At 61.3% G+C, this 14,389-nt stretch carries 17 protein-coding genes and 1 pseudogene; 4 read left to right on the top strand and 14 right to left on the bottom strand.

The genetic code is table 11. The annotated features are described in order from the left end of the window. Positions 1-181, bottom strand: a pseudogene (locus tag GPT33_RS08315) (porin); the annotation flags it as partial. Positions 182-618: 437 nt separating this feature from the next. Between GPT33_RS08315 and GPT33_RS08310 the strand changes: the two are divergent. Both GPT33_RS08310 and GPT33_RS08305 read left to right on the top strand, forming a co-directional pair. Further along, positions 619-879, top strand: a complete 261-nt coding sequence (locus GPT33_RS08310) for an ATP dependent RNA helicase (protein WP_296807265.1) — start codon at positions 619-621, stop codon at positions 877-879. A 170-nt stretch (positions 880-1,049) separates the two neighbouring features. After that, a complete protein-coding gene (locus GPT33_RS08305; RefSeq protein ID WP_296807263.1) occupies positions 1,050-2,609 on the top strand; it encodes a DUF2325 domain-containing protein in 1,560 nt (519 codons plus the stop codon). A 110-nt stretch (positions 2,610-2,719) separates the two neighbouring features. Here GPT33_RS08305 and GPT33_RS08300 read toward each other — a convergent pair whose 3' ends face one another. The 12 genes from GPT33_RS08300 to bfr (GPT33_RS08245) form a co-directional block, all read right to left on the bottom strand. Further along, entirely contained in the window at positions 2,720-4,150 is a 1,431-nt protein-coding gene (locus GPT33_RS08300; RefSeq protein ID WP_296807261.1) for a BCD family MFS transporter, read from the bottom strand. A gap of 374 nt (positions 4,151-4,524) precedes the next feature. Beyond that, positions 4,525-4,683 carry a light-harvesting antenna LH1, alpha subunit gene (gene pufA / locus GPT33_RS08295; protein WP_120797906.1) on the bottom strand — a complete coding sequence of 53 codons (159 nt, stop codon included), beginning with the start codon at positions 4,681-4,683 and terminating at the stop codon, positions 4,525-4,527. 28 nt (positions 4,684-4,711) lie between these two features. Beyond that, a complete protein-coding gene (locus tag GPT33_RS08290; protein ID WP_093028033.1) occupies positions 4,712-4,852 on the bottom strand; it encodes a light-harvesting protein in 141 nt (46 codons plus the stop codon). A 62-nt stretch (positions 4,853-4,914) separates the two neighbouring features. Further along, positions 4,915-5,109, bottom strand: a complete 195-nt coding sequence (pufA, locus tag GPT33_RS08285; RefSeq protein ID WP_232409444.1) for a light-harvesting antenna LH1, alpha subunit — start codon at positions 5,107-5,109, stop codon at positions 4,915-4,917. Between the two features lie 14 nt (positions 5,110-5,123). Then, complete coding sequence (locus tag GPT33_RS08280) at positions 5,124-5,267, bottom strand: light-harvesting protein (RefSeq protein ID WP_093028037.1); 144 nt, start codon at positions 5,265-5,267, stop codon at positions 5,124-5,126. 720 nt (positions 5,268-5,987) lie between these two features. Further along, a complete protein-coding gene (pufA, locus tag GPT33_RS08275; protein ID WP_093028030.1) occupies positions 5,988-6,146 on the bottom strand; it encodes a light-harvesting antenna LH1, alpha subunit in 159 nt (52 codons plus the stop codon). A gap of 28 nt (positions 6,147-6,174) precedes the next feature. Beyond that, on the bottom strand, positions 6,175-6,315 hold the full coding sequence (locus tag GPT33_RS08270; RefSeq protein WP_120797905.1) for a light-harvesting protein: 141 nt from the start codon (positions 6,313-6,315) through the stop codon (positions 6,175-6,177). A gap of 63 nt (positions 6,316-6,378) precedes the next feature. Then, entirely contained in the window at positions 6,379-6,582 is a 204-nt protein-coding gene (pufA, locus tag GPT33_RS08265; RefSeq protein ID WP_093028038.1) for a light-harvesting antenna LH1, alpha subunit, read from the bottom strand. 12 nt (positions 6,583-6,594) lie between these two features. Then, positions 6,595-6,738, bottom strand: coding sequence for a light-harvesting protein (locus GPT33_RS08260; protein WP_120797904.1), 144 nt, complete (start codon positions 6,736-6,738; stop codon positions 6,595-6,597). A 361-nt stretch (positions 6,739-7,099) separates the two neighbouring features. Then, positions 7,100-7,549, bottom strand: a complete 450-nt coding sequence (locus GPT33_RS08255) for a hypothetical protein (RefSeq protein WP_296807246.1) — start codon at positions 7,547-7,549, stop codon at positions 7,100-7,102. Between the two features lie 242 nt (positions 7,550-7,791). Continuing rightward, entirely contained in the window at positions 7,792-8,277 is a 486-nt protein-coding gene (bfr, locus tag GPT33_RS08250) for a bacterioferritin (protein ID WP_296807244.1), read from the bottom strand. Positions 8,278-8,302: 25 nt separating this feature from the next. Beyond that, a complete protein-coding gene (gene bfr / locus GPT33_RS08245) occupies positions 8,303-8,767 on the bottom strand; it encodes a bacterioferritin (RefSeq protein ID WP_296807242.1) in 465 nt (154 codons plus the stop codon). A gap of 112 nt (positions 8,768-8,879) precedes the next feature. On the opposite strand from bfr (GPT33_RS08245), the gene GPT33_RS18885 reads away from it, so the two are divergent. After that, the gene (locus GPT33_RS18885) at positions 8,880-9,083 is read left to right on the top strand and encodes a (2Fe-2S)-binding protein (protein WP_363929141.1); all 204 of its coding nucleotides are present in this window, start codon (positions 8,880-8,882) and stop codon (positions 9,081-9,083) included. A gap of 459 nt (positions 9,084-9,542) precedes the next feature. Here the strand turns inward: GPT33_RS18885 and GPT33_RS08240 are convergent, their stop codons facing one another. Continuing rightward, entirely contained in the window at positions 9,543-10,607 is a 1,065-nt protein-coding gene (locus GPT33_RS08240) for a cytochrome-c peroxidase (protein ID WP_296807240.1), read from the bottom strand. A 537-nt stretch (positions 10,608-11,144) separates the two neighbouring features. Here GPT33_RS08240 and GPT33_RS08235 point away from each other — a divergent pair. Further along, positions 11,145-13,787: a glycosyltransferase gene (locus tag GPT33_RS08235; protein ID WP_296807236.1), complete on the top strand. Its 2,643-nt coding sequence runs from the start codon at positions 11,145-11,147 to the stop codon at positions 13,785-13,787. Positions 13,788-14,389: the final 602 nt, after the last annotated feature.

Raw genomic sequence — 14,389 nt, 5'->3', positions numbered from 1 at the left:
CCCGGCAGGTGTTGCCCTCCAGCCCCTGCCCGTCCTCGTCGACCAACCCGCCCAGACCCTCCTGGCATTGACCCGCCGCGCCCAACACCGCGCCGATCGAGAAGCTGTCGGTGACGTCGTAGGCATTCGCGGAAAGGGTGAGACAGGAGAGCACAGCGCCTAAGGCCAAGCGATTGTCCATGGAAATGAGGTGCCCTTAAAGAAGGTTCGGGGAGTCCCGGAGGGTTTTCGATTCGAGGTACTCGGACGCTGAACCTGCCTGCCGTCGTCGATGTCGCAACCCGACAGTATGATCCATTGTAAAAAGATATTACGCGGGCGTGTCAACTATCGGATCCGCCTCTCCGCGGGAGCAGCCCGCGCCTGCCGAGGACTCGCGCCGCAGCTTCCCGTTGACAAGTCTCAGTCCACCATCTATCTTTAATGCGAACAATTCTTATTAAGATTTTAGCCGGCAGTCGAGTCTGATACGGCGTTGACCGGAGCACACGCCGAGCGCTCGCGACAGTTTCCAGTCCCGTTCGATGCGGGACTCCCGTCAGCCAAATCCCGGACGCTTCGTCCGTATCGCCAGCGGGGCATTGTTCGACAACCGCTTGATGTTTCAGGAGACACACCATGCCCGTCGATTCCCCCTTGGTTTCACACTCCGATCTCGCTCGGCTCAAACCGGAGGAGCTGGAACTGCATCTCGGAGAGCTCATTCGCCGTTACGTTCGGCATAGGTCGGCCGATCTGGCCGAACGGGTCGTCGAATCCATCGAGACCCTCTACCTTCATCCTGATCTCGGGTCCGATGCCGAACGCTTTTGTGCCTATCGCCGACTGGCGCGTCATTGGCGCTGGCTCGCACAAAGAGCCGCCACCGTCGCGCATTAAACAGGGCCTCGCCCCTATGCGCGTCCGCCGACCTTCCGGAATCAATCAAGGAGTGCGCAATGCCGCCCTACATCGAGCTTGAAAATATGCCGAGTGCAGCCGTCATGCCGGCCTCCCGAGCACGCTTGGGAGCGCACCAGCAGAACACGGCGGTCTAAGAGGGCGCCTCCATGCAACGGCTAATTTTCGAGGTCTCCGACCAGGCTGCGCGACTCGCGATCTATGACTTCGAGAGTCAGGAGCTGCTCGCCGAGGTGGAAGGTGCATCATGGCATCGCATGTTCGAGGAGCTGCGGATCGGCAGCGGCCCACGCAAGCGCACCTGTTGCGCGCATCATGCCGAGGTTTCGGCGGTTGACAACCTTCCGCAAGCCCGACGCGTGCAGAGCAAGATCGCGCAAGCGCTCTTCCCCGAACCAGATGGGCGCGCGTCGCCGCCGATTGCGCTCGCGCGCTCGCCGAGCCCATCGATCTCGGCCGCCGCTTCCGCAGCGACACTGACCGAGCCGTCCGGCCCACCGCGCCGTCTGCCAGCCCTGAAATCGACCGGACGACGCAGACTCTGGGACATCCCGCACAAATACCACTGCCCGATTATCGGGACCTGTCTCACCGTGGACGAGCTGCGCCGAATCGCCGACCGGACGGCGCAACGGCCCGAGGCACCCCTATCGGAGTTCGACATCCACGTGAGCTTTGTCGCGGCAGCGGCCGAGAAGAATCCGTTGTCGCTGGCGACACACAAGACACTGGAGAAGAAATTCAGCATCAGCGTGCGACGCTATGCAAAGGCACGCGACGCCGACGCGCTCCTTCGGCTCTGGCGCGAATCGCTCGAAACCGGGGAGGTTCCCGGCGGGTTCTGGGCACTCATGACACACCCGCACGCCGACCACCGGGTCATGACACGCGCATACGAGGAGATCCACATGCTGTCGCATCAGATCGGCGCCGGGCAACGCGCCGATCTCAAGCGACTCACCGAGACGCGCACGCAGCTCGAGCAGCTGCAACGCGATTTCGATGACCTGCACACGCGCACCCGTCAGCAGGCGGACCTACGCGAGGCGAGGATGCGCGCGCTCGAGACCGCTCTGGCGAGCCGCGAGAGCGACTATGCCGACTCTCGTGCGCAGGAGCGGGCCCTGCGTGAAGAACTCGAGCTATTCAAGGGTCCACGCCTAAAGGAGAGGATGAGCGCACTTGCCGATCGGGTCGCCGACTTGGACGCCGAGCTGAATCGGTTCCGCGAGGAGAACGCAAACCTTCGATGCGTCGGTACACAGGCAAGAGAAGAGGCCAACGCATCGGAACGCGGCAGGCGCGCGGCGGAGGCCGAATGCCGGGCGACCGAACGCCTGCTCGCGCATCTGCTCGCGGATCGGTGCGACGGCTGTACATCGGAGACGTGCGTGCAACCCAAGGATCTTGGTGGACGTTTAGTGCTCTGTGTGGGCGGGCGCAAGCAGCTCGTCGATCAGTATCGTGCAATGGTGGCGGGTTGCAACGGTCGTTTCGACCACCACGACGGCGGCATGGAAGACAGCCAACACCGGCTCGAGGCAATGCTCGCATCGGCCGACATCGTCGTCTGCGCAACCGACTACGTCAGCCACGGCGCTTACTATCGGACCAAACGTTTCTGTAAGCGCACCGAGAAACCGCATGCCCTGCTGGGCAACTCGGGGATCTCCTCATTCGCCTTGGCGATCGAGACCTTTGCGGCCTGAAGCAATCGCTCGGCTCGGCGAGCGCCGAGCTGCTCCGCAGGCTTGCAGAATCGGGCGAGGCAGGAAACGCCTCGCCGGCCTTCGCGCGGCGGGGCGGCGAGACCAATGCCTCAAGGCATGTGGTCGAGACCGATCTTCGATCCGGCTCGGGTGTTGGCATCTCCGGGGCGAAGAGCCAGCGGGAGAATCACCACAAGCGTGCCGACGAGGAAAAGGATCTCGAGGGCATAAACTACATCGTATCCCAGGCCTGGCCAGGCCAGGTCTTCTCCGAAGACACCTCGATTCGCCATCGCCATGACAACGTCACGCAAGATGCCGCCGGCAGCGAAGGCAAGGCCCATCGCGGTTGCCTGAACAGCGCCCCATGCGCCGAGCGCCAAACCGCTGAAGCCGCCCTCGGCGAGCGCCATCGCAGCGGTCAAGGTTGCCACCATGAAGAGCCCGCCACCGAAACCGATCAACCCTGCACCGGTTCGGTAGAGCCAGACTGCATCCAGGGGGGCTGACAGGATCACCGCGATAAAGGCGAAGACCCCGATCAGGGCGCCGATCGCCGCAATCCGGTAGGGCTCGCTGCCACGTCCCATCAGGCGCGCGGCAAGCACGAAGGCGAGCAATGATCCCGCCGCCCAAATGGCGTTGAGCGCGGTCGTCTGGGAGACGCTGAGTCCGAGGATCTGACCGCCGTAAGGCTCCAGCAGGATGTCCTGCATCGTGAAACCGAACGTCCCGAGACCCACGACCACCAGCAGTCGGCTCGCCCGCCCGCCACGGGTAAAGTTCCGCCAGGTCTCCATGAACGGCGGGCGCGGAACCGGATTGGCCGCACGTTGCTGGTCCATCGCCTCCTGCTTCCAGAGGGCGACGACGTTCAGAATGATCGTCGCCAAGGCGACACCCTGGATGACCTGAATCAGCAGCTCGTTGCTGAAGTTGGTGAGCAGCTGACCGAACAGGAGCGAGCTTCCCGCCCAAGCGGCCAGGAGGGTGACGTAAAGCAATGCCACCACGCGAGGGCGTTTCTCCGGCGGTGCGAGATCGGTAGCGAGCGCCAAACCCGCGGTTTGCGTCGTGTGGAGTCCGGCGCCGACCAACAGAAAGGCAAGTGCGGCGCCAAGCTGACCGAGAACGTTGAACTGGTTATTGACATCGGCGAGCAACAGAAGCGCGAACGGCATCATCGCAAATCCGCCGAACTGCATCATGCTGCCGAGCCAGATATAGGGGATGCGGCGCAGGCCGAATGCGGAGTGGTGGTAATCGGATCGATGGCCGATCAATGCACGTAGAGGTGCGAACACCAGCGGCAGCGCGAGCATGAGACCGACGAGCGATGCGGGCACGGCTAGCTCGACGACCATCACCCGATTCAGGGTTCCTTGCAACAGCACCATGGCCATACCGACCGAGACCTGAAACAGGGACAAACGCAGGATTCGGCGCAGCGGAAAATCGGCCGACGAGACATCGGAAAAAGGCAGTATCCGAGGCAGCAGCTCGCGCCAGGCTTGCGCCCAGGGATCGTCGTTACGACTCATGCCGGGTTCAGCTCCACAGGTGAATTAGGCTCGGAAACGAGAGCGATGTCGTGAGGGACGGGGATTATCGCACTCGGGGCATCAATGATCCACCATGCTCGGGTCAGGACCGAAAGGCGGCATACCCGATCACGCACGGCGCGGGTGGGCACCGGACAGGCAATCCTAAGGAGGGGTCGACTGCTCGACGGGTGAGCGGCTTCGGGAGGGACGTCGATGTCGGTCGGGGTCTGGGGCTCGGCGGTCATCGGGTTTTCGAAGGACGGGGTTGCCAGGTAGGACCATCCCCGCCCTTCGACCACGATGGGCGCGCCGTGCGGCGCCGGCCCATCGTCTTCGGGGCTACTCGACGGCAGCCCCGCCATGCACAGGCATCAAGCCCAGCCGAATCCCATCTGGAAGACGACTGCATGCAGCACCAGCGCGATGACCAGCAGCATGAAGAAGATCGGCATCAGCCAAGTTGCGGGGTTCAGAACCAGCCACACCTTCCAATCGTCTTCCGGGTTTTTCGGTTTTGCGATTTCGCTCATGATCGTGTTCTCGTCGTGGTCGGTTTAATTAGAACCAAGGATTGGCAGCAATGATGAACAGATGCACCAGCGCGGCAAGACCGACATACGCGGTGTAAGTGATCTTGAACTGCTCGTGGAATTCCTTCGCTTGTTGTTCGGTCAAACCCGACAAGGATTGCTCGGCCATCGATGTATCTCCGATAGAGAGTTGTATGAGTGCGCCGCTTCAGAAATCAGCGACTAAATGTCTTATTGAGCAGGCGCTTCAACAGCGACCGGAGCAGCCGGCGTCCAAGCATTGCCCGGCAACGAGAAGGCATAGACGTGAACGGCAAGCGCGATGACGAGCAGCGCGGCGAACATCGGGATCAGCCAAGTCGCAGGATTCAGCACCAGCCAGATCCGATAGTCCTGCTCAAGAGGCTTATAATTCATGACATTCATTTACGTCTCTCCTCTTAGAACCAGGGGTTGGCTGCAATGATGAACAGATGCACCAGCGCGGCAAGGCCGACATACGCGGTGTAGGTGACTTTGAACTGCTCGTGAAACTCTTTCGCCTGCTGCTCGGTTAGACCCGAAATGCTTGCCTGTTCGGCCATGGTTTGAACTCCATGATATGGGTTGCTGATACCGCCGCTTCGATGAAAACGGCCGGCGACCTGGGTGCATTAATCGCACCCCATTCTCTGCGCCCGATCTCACCGGGCTTCAAAACTTCAAATTGACCAGAGATCTTGTGTGTCATCTTAGCTTTACATTCAGCAATGTCAAGAAGATTAGACAAATAACTTTTCCGCTCCTCTGAACAGGTCAATAACTACATATATTTCATATTGTTGCGCAATCAGGGCCAGCGTGCTCCCAGCGAACTGAGTCGCGCACGGCCGCCTCGGCCCAGGCGACCTCATATCCGATAGGGTCCAGGGGACGCGCACCGAACGCCTAGACACGCCTCGGCCGTGGATCAGGGGCCGCAGACGGCCCGCAGTACAGGAGGAGAGAAGACAATCGCAAGCTTGGTCAGGAAACCGTCCGCCGACACCAACCGAAGCAATCCCAGAGAGTGGATCCAAGTCCACGAAACCCGGCAATTTCGGTTGCAAAAAGCGGAAGAGCGAGGGGGAGCGGGTGCCGAGCAAATGACGGGAGGGAAGACGGTCGATCGTATCGGACTGGAAAATGAGGGCTCTTGAACGAGATACGGCGGGTGTGAGTGGCAGATCTGCCACTCACTACCCGCCGTCGACGATTGGCGCGCCATGCGGCGCCGGCCTATCGTCCTCGGGACTACTCGACGGCAGCCCCGCCATGCACAGGCATCAAGCCCAGCCGAATCCCATCTGGAACACGACGGCATGCAGCGCCAGCGCGATGATCAGCAACATGAAGAAGATCGGCATCAGCCAGGTTGCGGGGTTCAGAACCAGCCACACCTTCCAATCGTCTTCCGGGTTTTTCGGTTTTGCGATTTCGCTCATGATCTTGTTCTCGTCGTAGTCGGGTTAATTAGAACCAAGGATTGGCAGCGATAATGAACAGGTGCACCAGCGCGGCAAGACCCACATACGCGGTGTAGGTGACCTTGAACTGCTCGTGGAATTCTTTCGCTTGTTGTTCGGTCAAACCCGACAAGGATTGCTCGGCCATCGATGTATCTCCGATAGAGAGGTGTAATTATGGCGCCGCTTCAAAAATCGGCGGCCAAGTGTCTTATTGCGCAGGAGCTTCTACGGCAACCGGGGCAGCAGCTTCAGCCGGCGTCCAAGCATTGCCCGACAACGAGAAGGCATAGACGTGAACGGCGAGCGCGATGACGAGCAGGGCGGCGAACATCGGGATCAGCCAAGTCGCAGGATTCAGCACCAGCCAAATCCGATAGTCCTGCTCAAGAGGTTTGTAGTCGAATACGTTCATGGGTCTCTCCTCTTAGAACCAGGGATTGGCTGCGATGATGAACAGATGCACCAGCGCGGCGAGGCCGACATACGCGGTGTAGGTGACTTTGAACTGCTCGTGAAACTCTTTCGCCTGCTGCTCGGTTAAACCCGAAAGGCTTGCTTGCTCAGCCATGGTTTAAGCTCCGTCGTGAGAATGAGTGAATGCGCCGCCGATATCGATCGGGGGGCGAACCTCCGTGGCACCGACTACCTCCACGAAACACGCTTTCGTTCCTTATGACCCGGAACGTTCGGACTGACTTGCTGTCCTTGTGTGTCATCTTAGCTTGACAGGCTGAGATGTCAAGTTTCTTTTACATAAAAAAATAAAGGGAAAGGCCGGAAGGTCGGAAAGGGGGATTCAACGGACGCAGACGCAACCCGCGCGCGGCATCGGGGCGCCAAGGCGCGAGAATGTGGGGACGGTCGGGACGCGCCGTGGATGGTGAAGGGGGACGGCGGGGTGGGCGAAAAATCGCCCACGCGGGATCGACTCAGAGGACGGAGCGCAGATATCGAAACAGATACCCGAGGGCATAGATCGCACCGAACGCCACGAGGGCGACCTTGATCATATAGAGGACCATGGTCTTAAAGGGGCGCAGGTTGTCCATTGGCGTGGCGGCGACCTGCGCGCTCGCGTCTTCCGCAGCGACGCTCGAAGCCATCGAAGACGGCTCGGGCATAGCCTCTTGCCGCGGCGTACCTCCCGCGCCGGCTCTCGGCTCCGCCTGCACGAGTTGATACGGCGAGGTACTGGCGATCTTGAAGAACTGGATCTCGGCATCCTCGCCTTCGCGTTCGATCACGACCAGCTCGGTCCCCAGACCCAGCCCCTGGTCGGCAGCGAATCCCAGGGCGAATGCCTCGGCCGTTTCCGCCTCACCCTTGGCCTCCCATGACTTGGGCTTATCCGGCCAGGTTCTCTTTGCAGCGTATTTCACAGATGTCTTCTCCCGACAGACCGACGTTGAAGCCGGGAGGCGCCACTGACGGGCGTCTCCCCAAAGACTGCGGGGGATTGTATGGCTGGACACTACGCTTGTCACCGACGCGCCGTGTGGCTCGGCAGCGCGTTTTTCGAGTCTCGACCCTCGCGGAGGGCCGAGAGACCGGGGGCGCGACCGTCGACGGGGTATCGGTACGTGATCCTCCCGACGAGCGCCGACGGAGGACCAGGTAGGGCTTAGGCCGGAACGGAGGGATGCATCTGGGACTGGAGGTAGTTCTCGAGCCCCACCCGATCGATCAAGCCCAATTGTTGCTCAAGCCAGTCGGCGTGATCTTCCTCGGTGTCTCTGAGCAGTTGCAACAGAACGGTACGGGTCTGGAAATCTTTGTGCTGCTCGCAACAGGCGATGGCTTCCTTCAACGCGGCCGCGACCTCGTACTCGACCTGTAGATCGTTGGCCAACATCTCCGGAACGTTCGCGCCGACGCGCAGACCGTCGCGCTGGCTGAGATCCGGCGTCGACTCCAGGAACAGCATGCGCCGGATCAACATCGTGGCGTGCTCCTTCTCCTCCGTGGCCTCGTGCTCGATGCGCGCGAACAGCTTGGCGAAACCCCAGTCCTCGTACATGAGCGAGTGTATGAAATACTGATCGATCGCTGCCAGCTCGTTGGAGAGCAGGCGCTGAAGGTGGGCGATCACTTCGGGGTTACCTTTCATGTTTTGGTCTCCGGGGCTGCAGTAGTCAGATCGCCGACTCGAGATAGTTCGGCAGTCCGACGCTCGCGATCAGTGAAAGTTGGGTTTCGATCCAGTCGATACGCTCCTCGCTCGACTCCTGGATCTCTTCGAGGTGATGCCGGCTGACGAAATCGCCCTGCTGCTCGCAGTGGGCGATGGCGCCGGCAAGGGCTTCGCGATAACGCAGCTCCATCGTGAGATTGCCGTGCAGAATCTCGGGAACATCTTCTCCGATCAGTAACTTGCCGAGGTCTTGGAGGTTCGGCAACCCTTCCAGGAAGAGCACGCGCTCGACGATCGAGTCGGCCTCCTTCATGGTCTCGATCGATGCGTGATAAACCCGTTTCTCCAGCGTCTTGAATCCCCAGTTGCCGAGCATCCGCGCGTGCAGGAAATATTGATTGATCGCGGTCAGCGCTTCCTTGAGCACCGCGTTGTGATGCTGATTGATGGACGGGTGGGATTTCATCTGGACTCGACCTTTAAAAAACAAATTGAAGAGGCGCCAAAAGACATCTTGACACAAATGCGACTCATTCTTATCATGTTTTCAACAACAGCGGGAGTTTCGGGGAAGTCTCATGTATGTATGCGTTTGCCAAGCCGTAACCGAGCGGCAGATCATCGCGGCGGCGGAACGAGGAACGGAAAAACTCGCCGACCTGCGGAAGGAATTAGGCGTGCCCGGCGACTGCGGTCGCTGCGGAAGTTGCGCGAAAGCGTTGTTGCGGCAGGTGGTCGAAAGCCGCCGATCAGAAGCCGTGACGGCCGCTGTCTTTTCTTGACCCTCCGCCTCCAACCTCCCTTGAGAGCGCTTCTCACCCCCATGCGAAACCCCGACCCGTCGCCGCCGCTTCGATCTCGCCCGCTTGGCCAGCGCCTTTGCGACACCTTGACTAGAATCGGTCATGCCCTGCCGGTGAGCCGAAGACAGCAGCGTTGGTTGCTGATGAAGCGGTTTCTCCGGACGAATCGACAGCTGTGACTCGCCGAATCGCCGCGGTCGGATCGAAGGTAACGCCGAATCGCGTCGCTTCAAGTCCCCAAACCCGACACCGGACATCCTCGAGGCTCCGAGCGCCGAAAGCGGGCCGTACTCGAACGCGAAGTCGGCGACGCCGAACAGACTCGGCTCCGCGCGTTGATCGACCGGCAACACCGGTGCGACCCACGCCGCACCGGTGTTGCATTTTCATAAGTTTAGCTCGACGTCAGCGCGTCGCGGTCCGTCAAACCTCTCCACTCTAATTCGAGACAGGCAAGGCCGAGAGGTTGGGCCGCGGCGTCTCGGCCGTTTCCACGGGCAGGATCGGATACTCGATCTTCGGCTGCTCTCCGGTCAGCGCATGCAGGAAGGCAACAATTTGAGCCGCCTCTGCGTCGGAGATCTCGGTCCCGAGCTGCGCGGTCCCCATCAGCGCAACGGCTGCACCCAGATCCCAAACCGCACCCGAGTGAAAGTACGGCGCCGTCAAGGCGATGTTGCGCAGCGGCGCGGCACGGAAGACGTACTCGTCGGACGCCGTCTTGGTGACCTCGAAGCGGCCCTTGTCGTCCGGCGGGAGGATATCGGCGCCGGGCTTCGTGATCAGACCGAACGGGAAGTAGTCCTGGCCACCGAAGTTGACCCCTGCGTGACAGGCACTGCAACCCTTCTCGATGTAGAGATCCAGACCCTGCTTTTGCGCGTCCGTCATGGCCGCATCGTTGCCTTCGATCCAGTCATCGAACGGCGATCCGGGCGTGACCAAGGTCACCTCGAAGGCTTCGATCGCCTTGGCCATGTTGTCAAAGGTCACGGGATCCGGCTCGTTCGGGAACGCCTTGGTAAAGCGCTCGACATACTCGGGGATGCTCTTGAGCGTGACGACGACGTTCTCGGGCTTGTTCGCCATCTCCACACCGGCCTGGACCGGCCCCTTCGCCTGATCCTTGAGGTCGTCGGCCCGACCGTCCCAAAACTGCGCCACGTTGAACACGGCATTCAGCACGGTCGGTGAATTCCTCGGACCCGTTTGCCAACCATGTCCGACGGATGTCGGGAGGTTGTCGTCGCCGCCCATGCCGAGGTTGTGGCACGTGTTGCAGCTGATGACCCCGCTTGCCGAAAGACGCGGATCCATGAACAGCATGAGTCCGAGATCGACCTTCTCCCGCGTGACGGGATTTCCTGCCACTTCGGGCACGCCGGCGGGGATCGGGAGAAGTCCCGCGGATTTCGCCTTCTCGCGCAGAGCCGAATCGTCCGCCGCGGCCAGGGTCGCAACAAACCCCATCGAGACCGCCAAGGCGATGAATGTCTTCTTCATGGTTGTCCTCTCCTCATGTTTAGAGTCGCCGGGACACGAGTGGCTGTCGCTGAGCGCGGGGCTTCTGGCCCGATTGATCGCAAGCAACGGCGACCTGGCCCGACTCGGCTGGCGTGCCGGTTGTTTGCCGTGGCAGCGTTGCCGATCGCCTCGGGGCTTGGCACGGAGCCCATCGGGGCTCGGCACGGAGACCGACATCGCACGCCAAACTCGATGCTCGGGACCAACTCAACCGTGCTCGCTCCACGTCGCAGCCGAGTCTAACGCCATTGCGGGGGACCACAAAGGAATAAGCCGGTCCGACATCGGCCCGAACCACCTCATCTCCCACATCGAAATCGCGTTATTATCTCGGTGCTGAACGCCGAGTCGCCGAAGCCTCGACTCTCGTTTGCGCACGCTGTCCAGGTGCGGTCGCGATCTCGAACAGTTCACCTTCAAGGTGCCGGTTCGTACCGCCTCTTGACTCATCAAACCCCGCCGCCCGCGAAGCCTGCCGCGCGGCGGTCGACCCGGCCAGAACGCCCGACGAGCACCGTGAGACATTCGAGCAACATCCTCATCCCCGTGCTGATCGCCCTCTTGACGGTTGCGGCGTGGGCCCTGCTCAATCGGCCGGCTGACGAGCCGCCTTGGCCCAATCGCATCCAAGGCTTCTCGTTCGCACCGATGCGTGCGCACAACGATCCGGCATTCAAGAACTTCCCGACCGCCGAGGAGATCGACGAAGACCTGGCCCTCTTGCAGGGAACCGTCCATGCCGTGCGGACCTATTCGGTCGAAAGCACACTTTCGGCGATCCCGCGTCTCGCCGCGGGGCGCGGTCTGAATGTCACGCTCGGCGCTTGGATCGGATCCGATCCCGACGCCAACGAAATCGAGCTCGCACAGCTCGGCGAGATCCTGAGCAAAGGTTATCGGAACTTGGTCCGCGTCATGGTCGGCAACGAGTCGATTCTGCGCGAGGACGTTTCGGTCTCCGAGCTGACCCAATACCTGGACCGGGTCCGCAAGATGACCTGGCTACCGGTAAGCACCGCCGAGCCTTGGCATGTCTGGCTGAAGTATCCGGAGCTTGCGGACCATGTGGACTTCATCACCGTCCACCTGCTGCCGTATTGGGAAGGTGTCCCCGTCGAACAGGCCGTAGCCTATGCGGTCAGCCGCTACGACGAGGTCAAAGCCGCGTTTCCAAACAAAGAGGTCATCATCGGAGAGGTTGGCTGGCCGAGCAACGGCCGGCGCAATCGGGGAGCGGAGGCGTCGCTGACGAATCAAACGCGGTTCCTGCGCCGCTTCCTTGCGCACGCCGAGCAGGCAGGCTACGTCTACTATGTCATGGAGGCCTTCGACCAGACTTGGAAGACCAGGATCGAAGGTGCGACCGGCGCCTACTGGGGTGTCTACAACACCGACCGCGAGCCCAAGTTCGTCTTCACCCAGCCGGTGGTGCGTATCCCCCATTGGCAAGAGCTTGCCGGCCTCTCCGTGGTCATGGCCATCCTGCTCCTGGTCTTTCTCTATCGGGACAGCGCGAGCCTTTCCAGCAAGGGCAAAGGGTTTCTCGCGCTCGTGATGTACGGGATCTCCACCGCGGCGGTCTGGATCGTCTACGACTACACACGGCTCTACATGACGCCGGCCACGGCCATCGTCGGCATACTGCTGCTCGTCGGCGGGGTCGGCGTCATTGTCTTGATCATGGCCGAGACCCACGAATGGGCGGAGGCGTTGTGGCTGCGTCGGTGGCGCCGGCCGTTCCCCTTGCGCGCAGCGCCGGACGAGGAGCTACCCTTCGTCTCGATCCACGTGCCCGCCTACAACGAGCCACCCGAGCTCCTGATCGAGACGTTGGATGCCTTGGCGGCGTTGGACTATCCGGGCTTCGAGGTCTTGGTCATCGACAACAATACCAAGGATCCCGTCGTCTGGCAGCCGGTGGAGGCGCATTGCCGGCATCTCAATGAAGCCGTCGGCGAACGCTTCCGTTTCTTCCATGTGGATCCGCTCGCGGGCTATAAGGCCGGCGCACTCAACTACGCGCTGCGCGAGACCGACCCGCGAGCGGAAGTCATCGCCGTCATCGACGCGGACTATATTGTGCAGCCGCTCTGGCTAAGACATCTGGTACCCGCCTTCCAAGACCCCGAGATCGCCATCGTACAGGCCCCGCAGGACTACCGCGACGCCGACCAGAACGCCTTCAAGGCGATGTGTATGGCCGAGTATCGCGGCTTCTTCCACATCGGCATGGTCACCCGCAACGAGCGCAACGCCATCATCCAGCACGGCACCATGACCATGATCCGCCGACCCACGCTCGACGCCGTCGGCGGCTGGGCGGAGTGGTGCATTACCGAGGACGCCGAGCTTGGACTGCGCGTCTTCGAGGAGGGCCACAAAGCGCTCTATATCCCCTGCACCTACGGGCGCGGCCTGATGCCGGACACCTTCGCCGACTTCAAGAAACAGCGATATCGCTGGGCCTACGGAGCGGTGCGCACCCTCAAACACCACCGCCGCGAGCTTCTGGGGATCCGCAAAACGACCCTCTCGGCGGGCCAGCGCTATCACTTCGTCGCCGGCTGGCTGCCTTGGTTCGCGGACGGCTTCAACCTCCTGTTCAACTTCGCGGCACTCGCCTGGTCCGTGGCCATGGTGATGTTTCCACTGCAGGTGACGCCGCCCTACATGACCGTCGCTTTGGTGCCCTTGGTCTTGTTCGGCTTCAAGATGTCGAAGAGTTTCCTGCTTTATCGGCGTCGGGTGACCGCGACCCTGCGTCAGAGCTTCGCCGCCGGCCTGGCCGGGCTGGCCCTCTCGCACACGATCGCGCGCGCCATGTTCGGCGGCCTCGTCTCGGGAGGTCTCGGCTTCTTCAGAACCCCCAAGCTCGCACAGGCCCCGGCTTTGGTACGGGCCCTGGCCGACGCGCGCGAAGAAGGCCTTTTCGTCATCGCCTTCTGGCTCGCGGCCGGCCTCATCATGCTCCGCGACGACGCCTTCATGCTGGATGTCCGGGTCTGGGTCGCTGTCCTGATCGTCCAGTCCGTCCCGTATCTGGCAGCAGTCGTGGTGTCTTTGATCAGCGCGGCCAAGACGTTGCCGGCAAGCCTGGTCGGGCCAATGCCCGAAATGACGGGCGCGGGATCGACAGCCAAGATCGAGGCAGGACGATGAGGCAGGCGGTTCACGGAACCTGCGTGGAGCGTCGGGGCTTCCTGCCGCCTGCCTTCTGCTTCCTGTTTCCTGCCTTCTGCCTTCTGCCTTTTGCCTTCTGCCTCCTGCTTCCTGCTTCCTGCTTCCTGCCGCCTGCCGCCTGCCGCCTGCCTTCAACCTAGATCCGGCGGTTGATCGCTTCGTTCTGCATATAAATCGTTGATTTATTTGACGATCTTTGTCATCTGACGCCTCATCTACCGGGTGATTGCCGCTACCGCCGGATCTGGGCTGAAGGCGTCTGCCGGAGGCTGAGTGCGTCTGCTACACCATCCCGCTGCCCCGACCATCGATAGACCGGGATCGGCCAACGATTCGGGTTTTCCCTAATATTAGGGTTTACCCTATAGGTGATTTCCCCTATACTCGCGGCCAGGTTATCAACTGACCGGCATCACGTGCGCTCTGCAATTGCACGAGCCGGCCGATCTAAAGATGGTTTGCCTTATGAACAAAACGCTGATCTTCGCCTCGCTCGGGGTGTTTCTTCTCGTCTCGGGCCCGGATGCCGAGGCACGCGTCAAACCGGGGCATGCTCAGACGGGCGTCGCTTCCTACTATCA

Source organism: Thiocapsa sp., from assembly GCF_011390875.1.
Classification (GTDB): Bacteria; Pseudomonadota; Gammaproteobacteria; order Chromatiales; family Chromatiaceae; genus Thiocapsa.
Note: the sequence above shows the minus strand (reverse complement) of the source record. Positions and strands in the feature narration are given on the sequence as shown.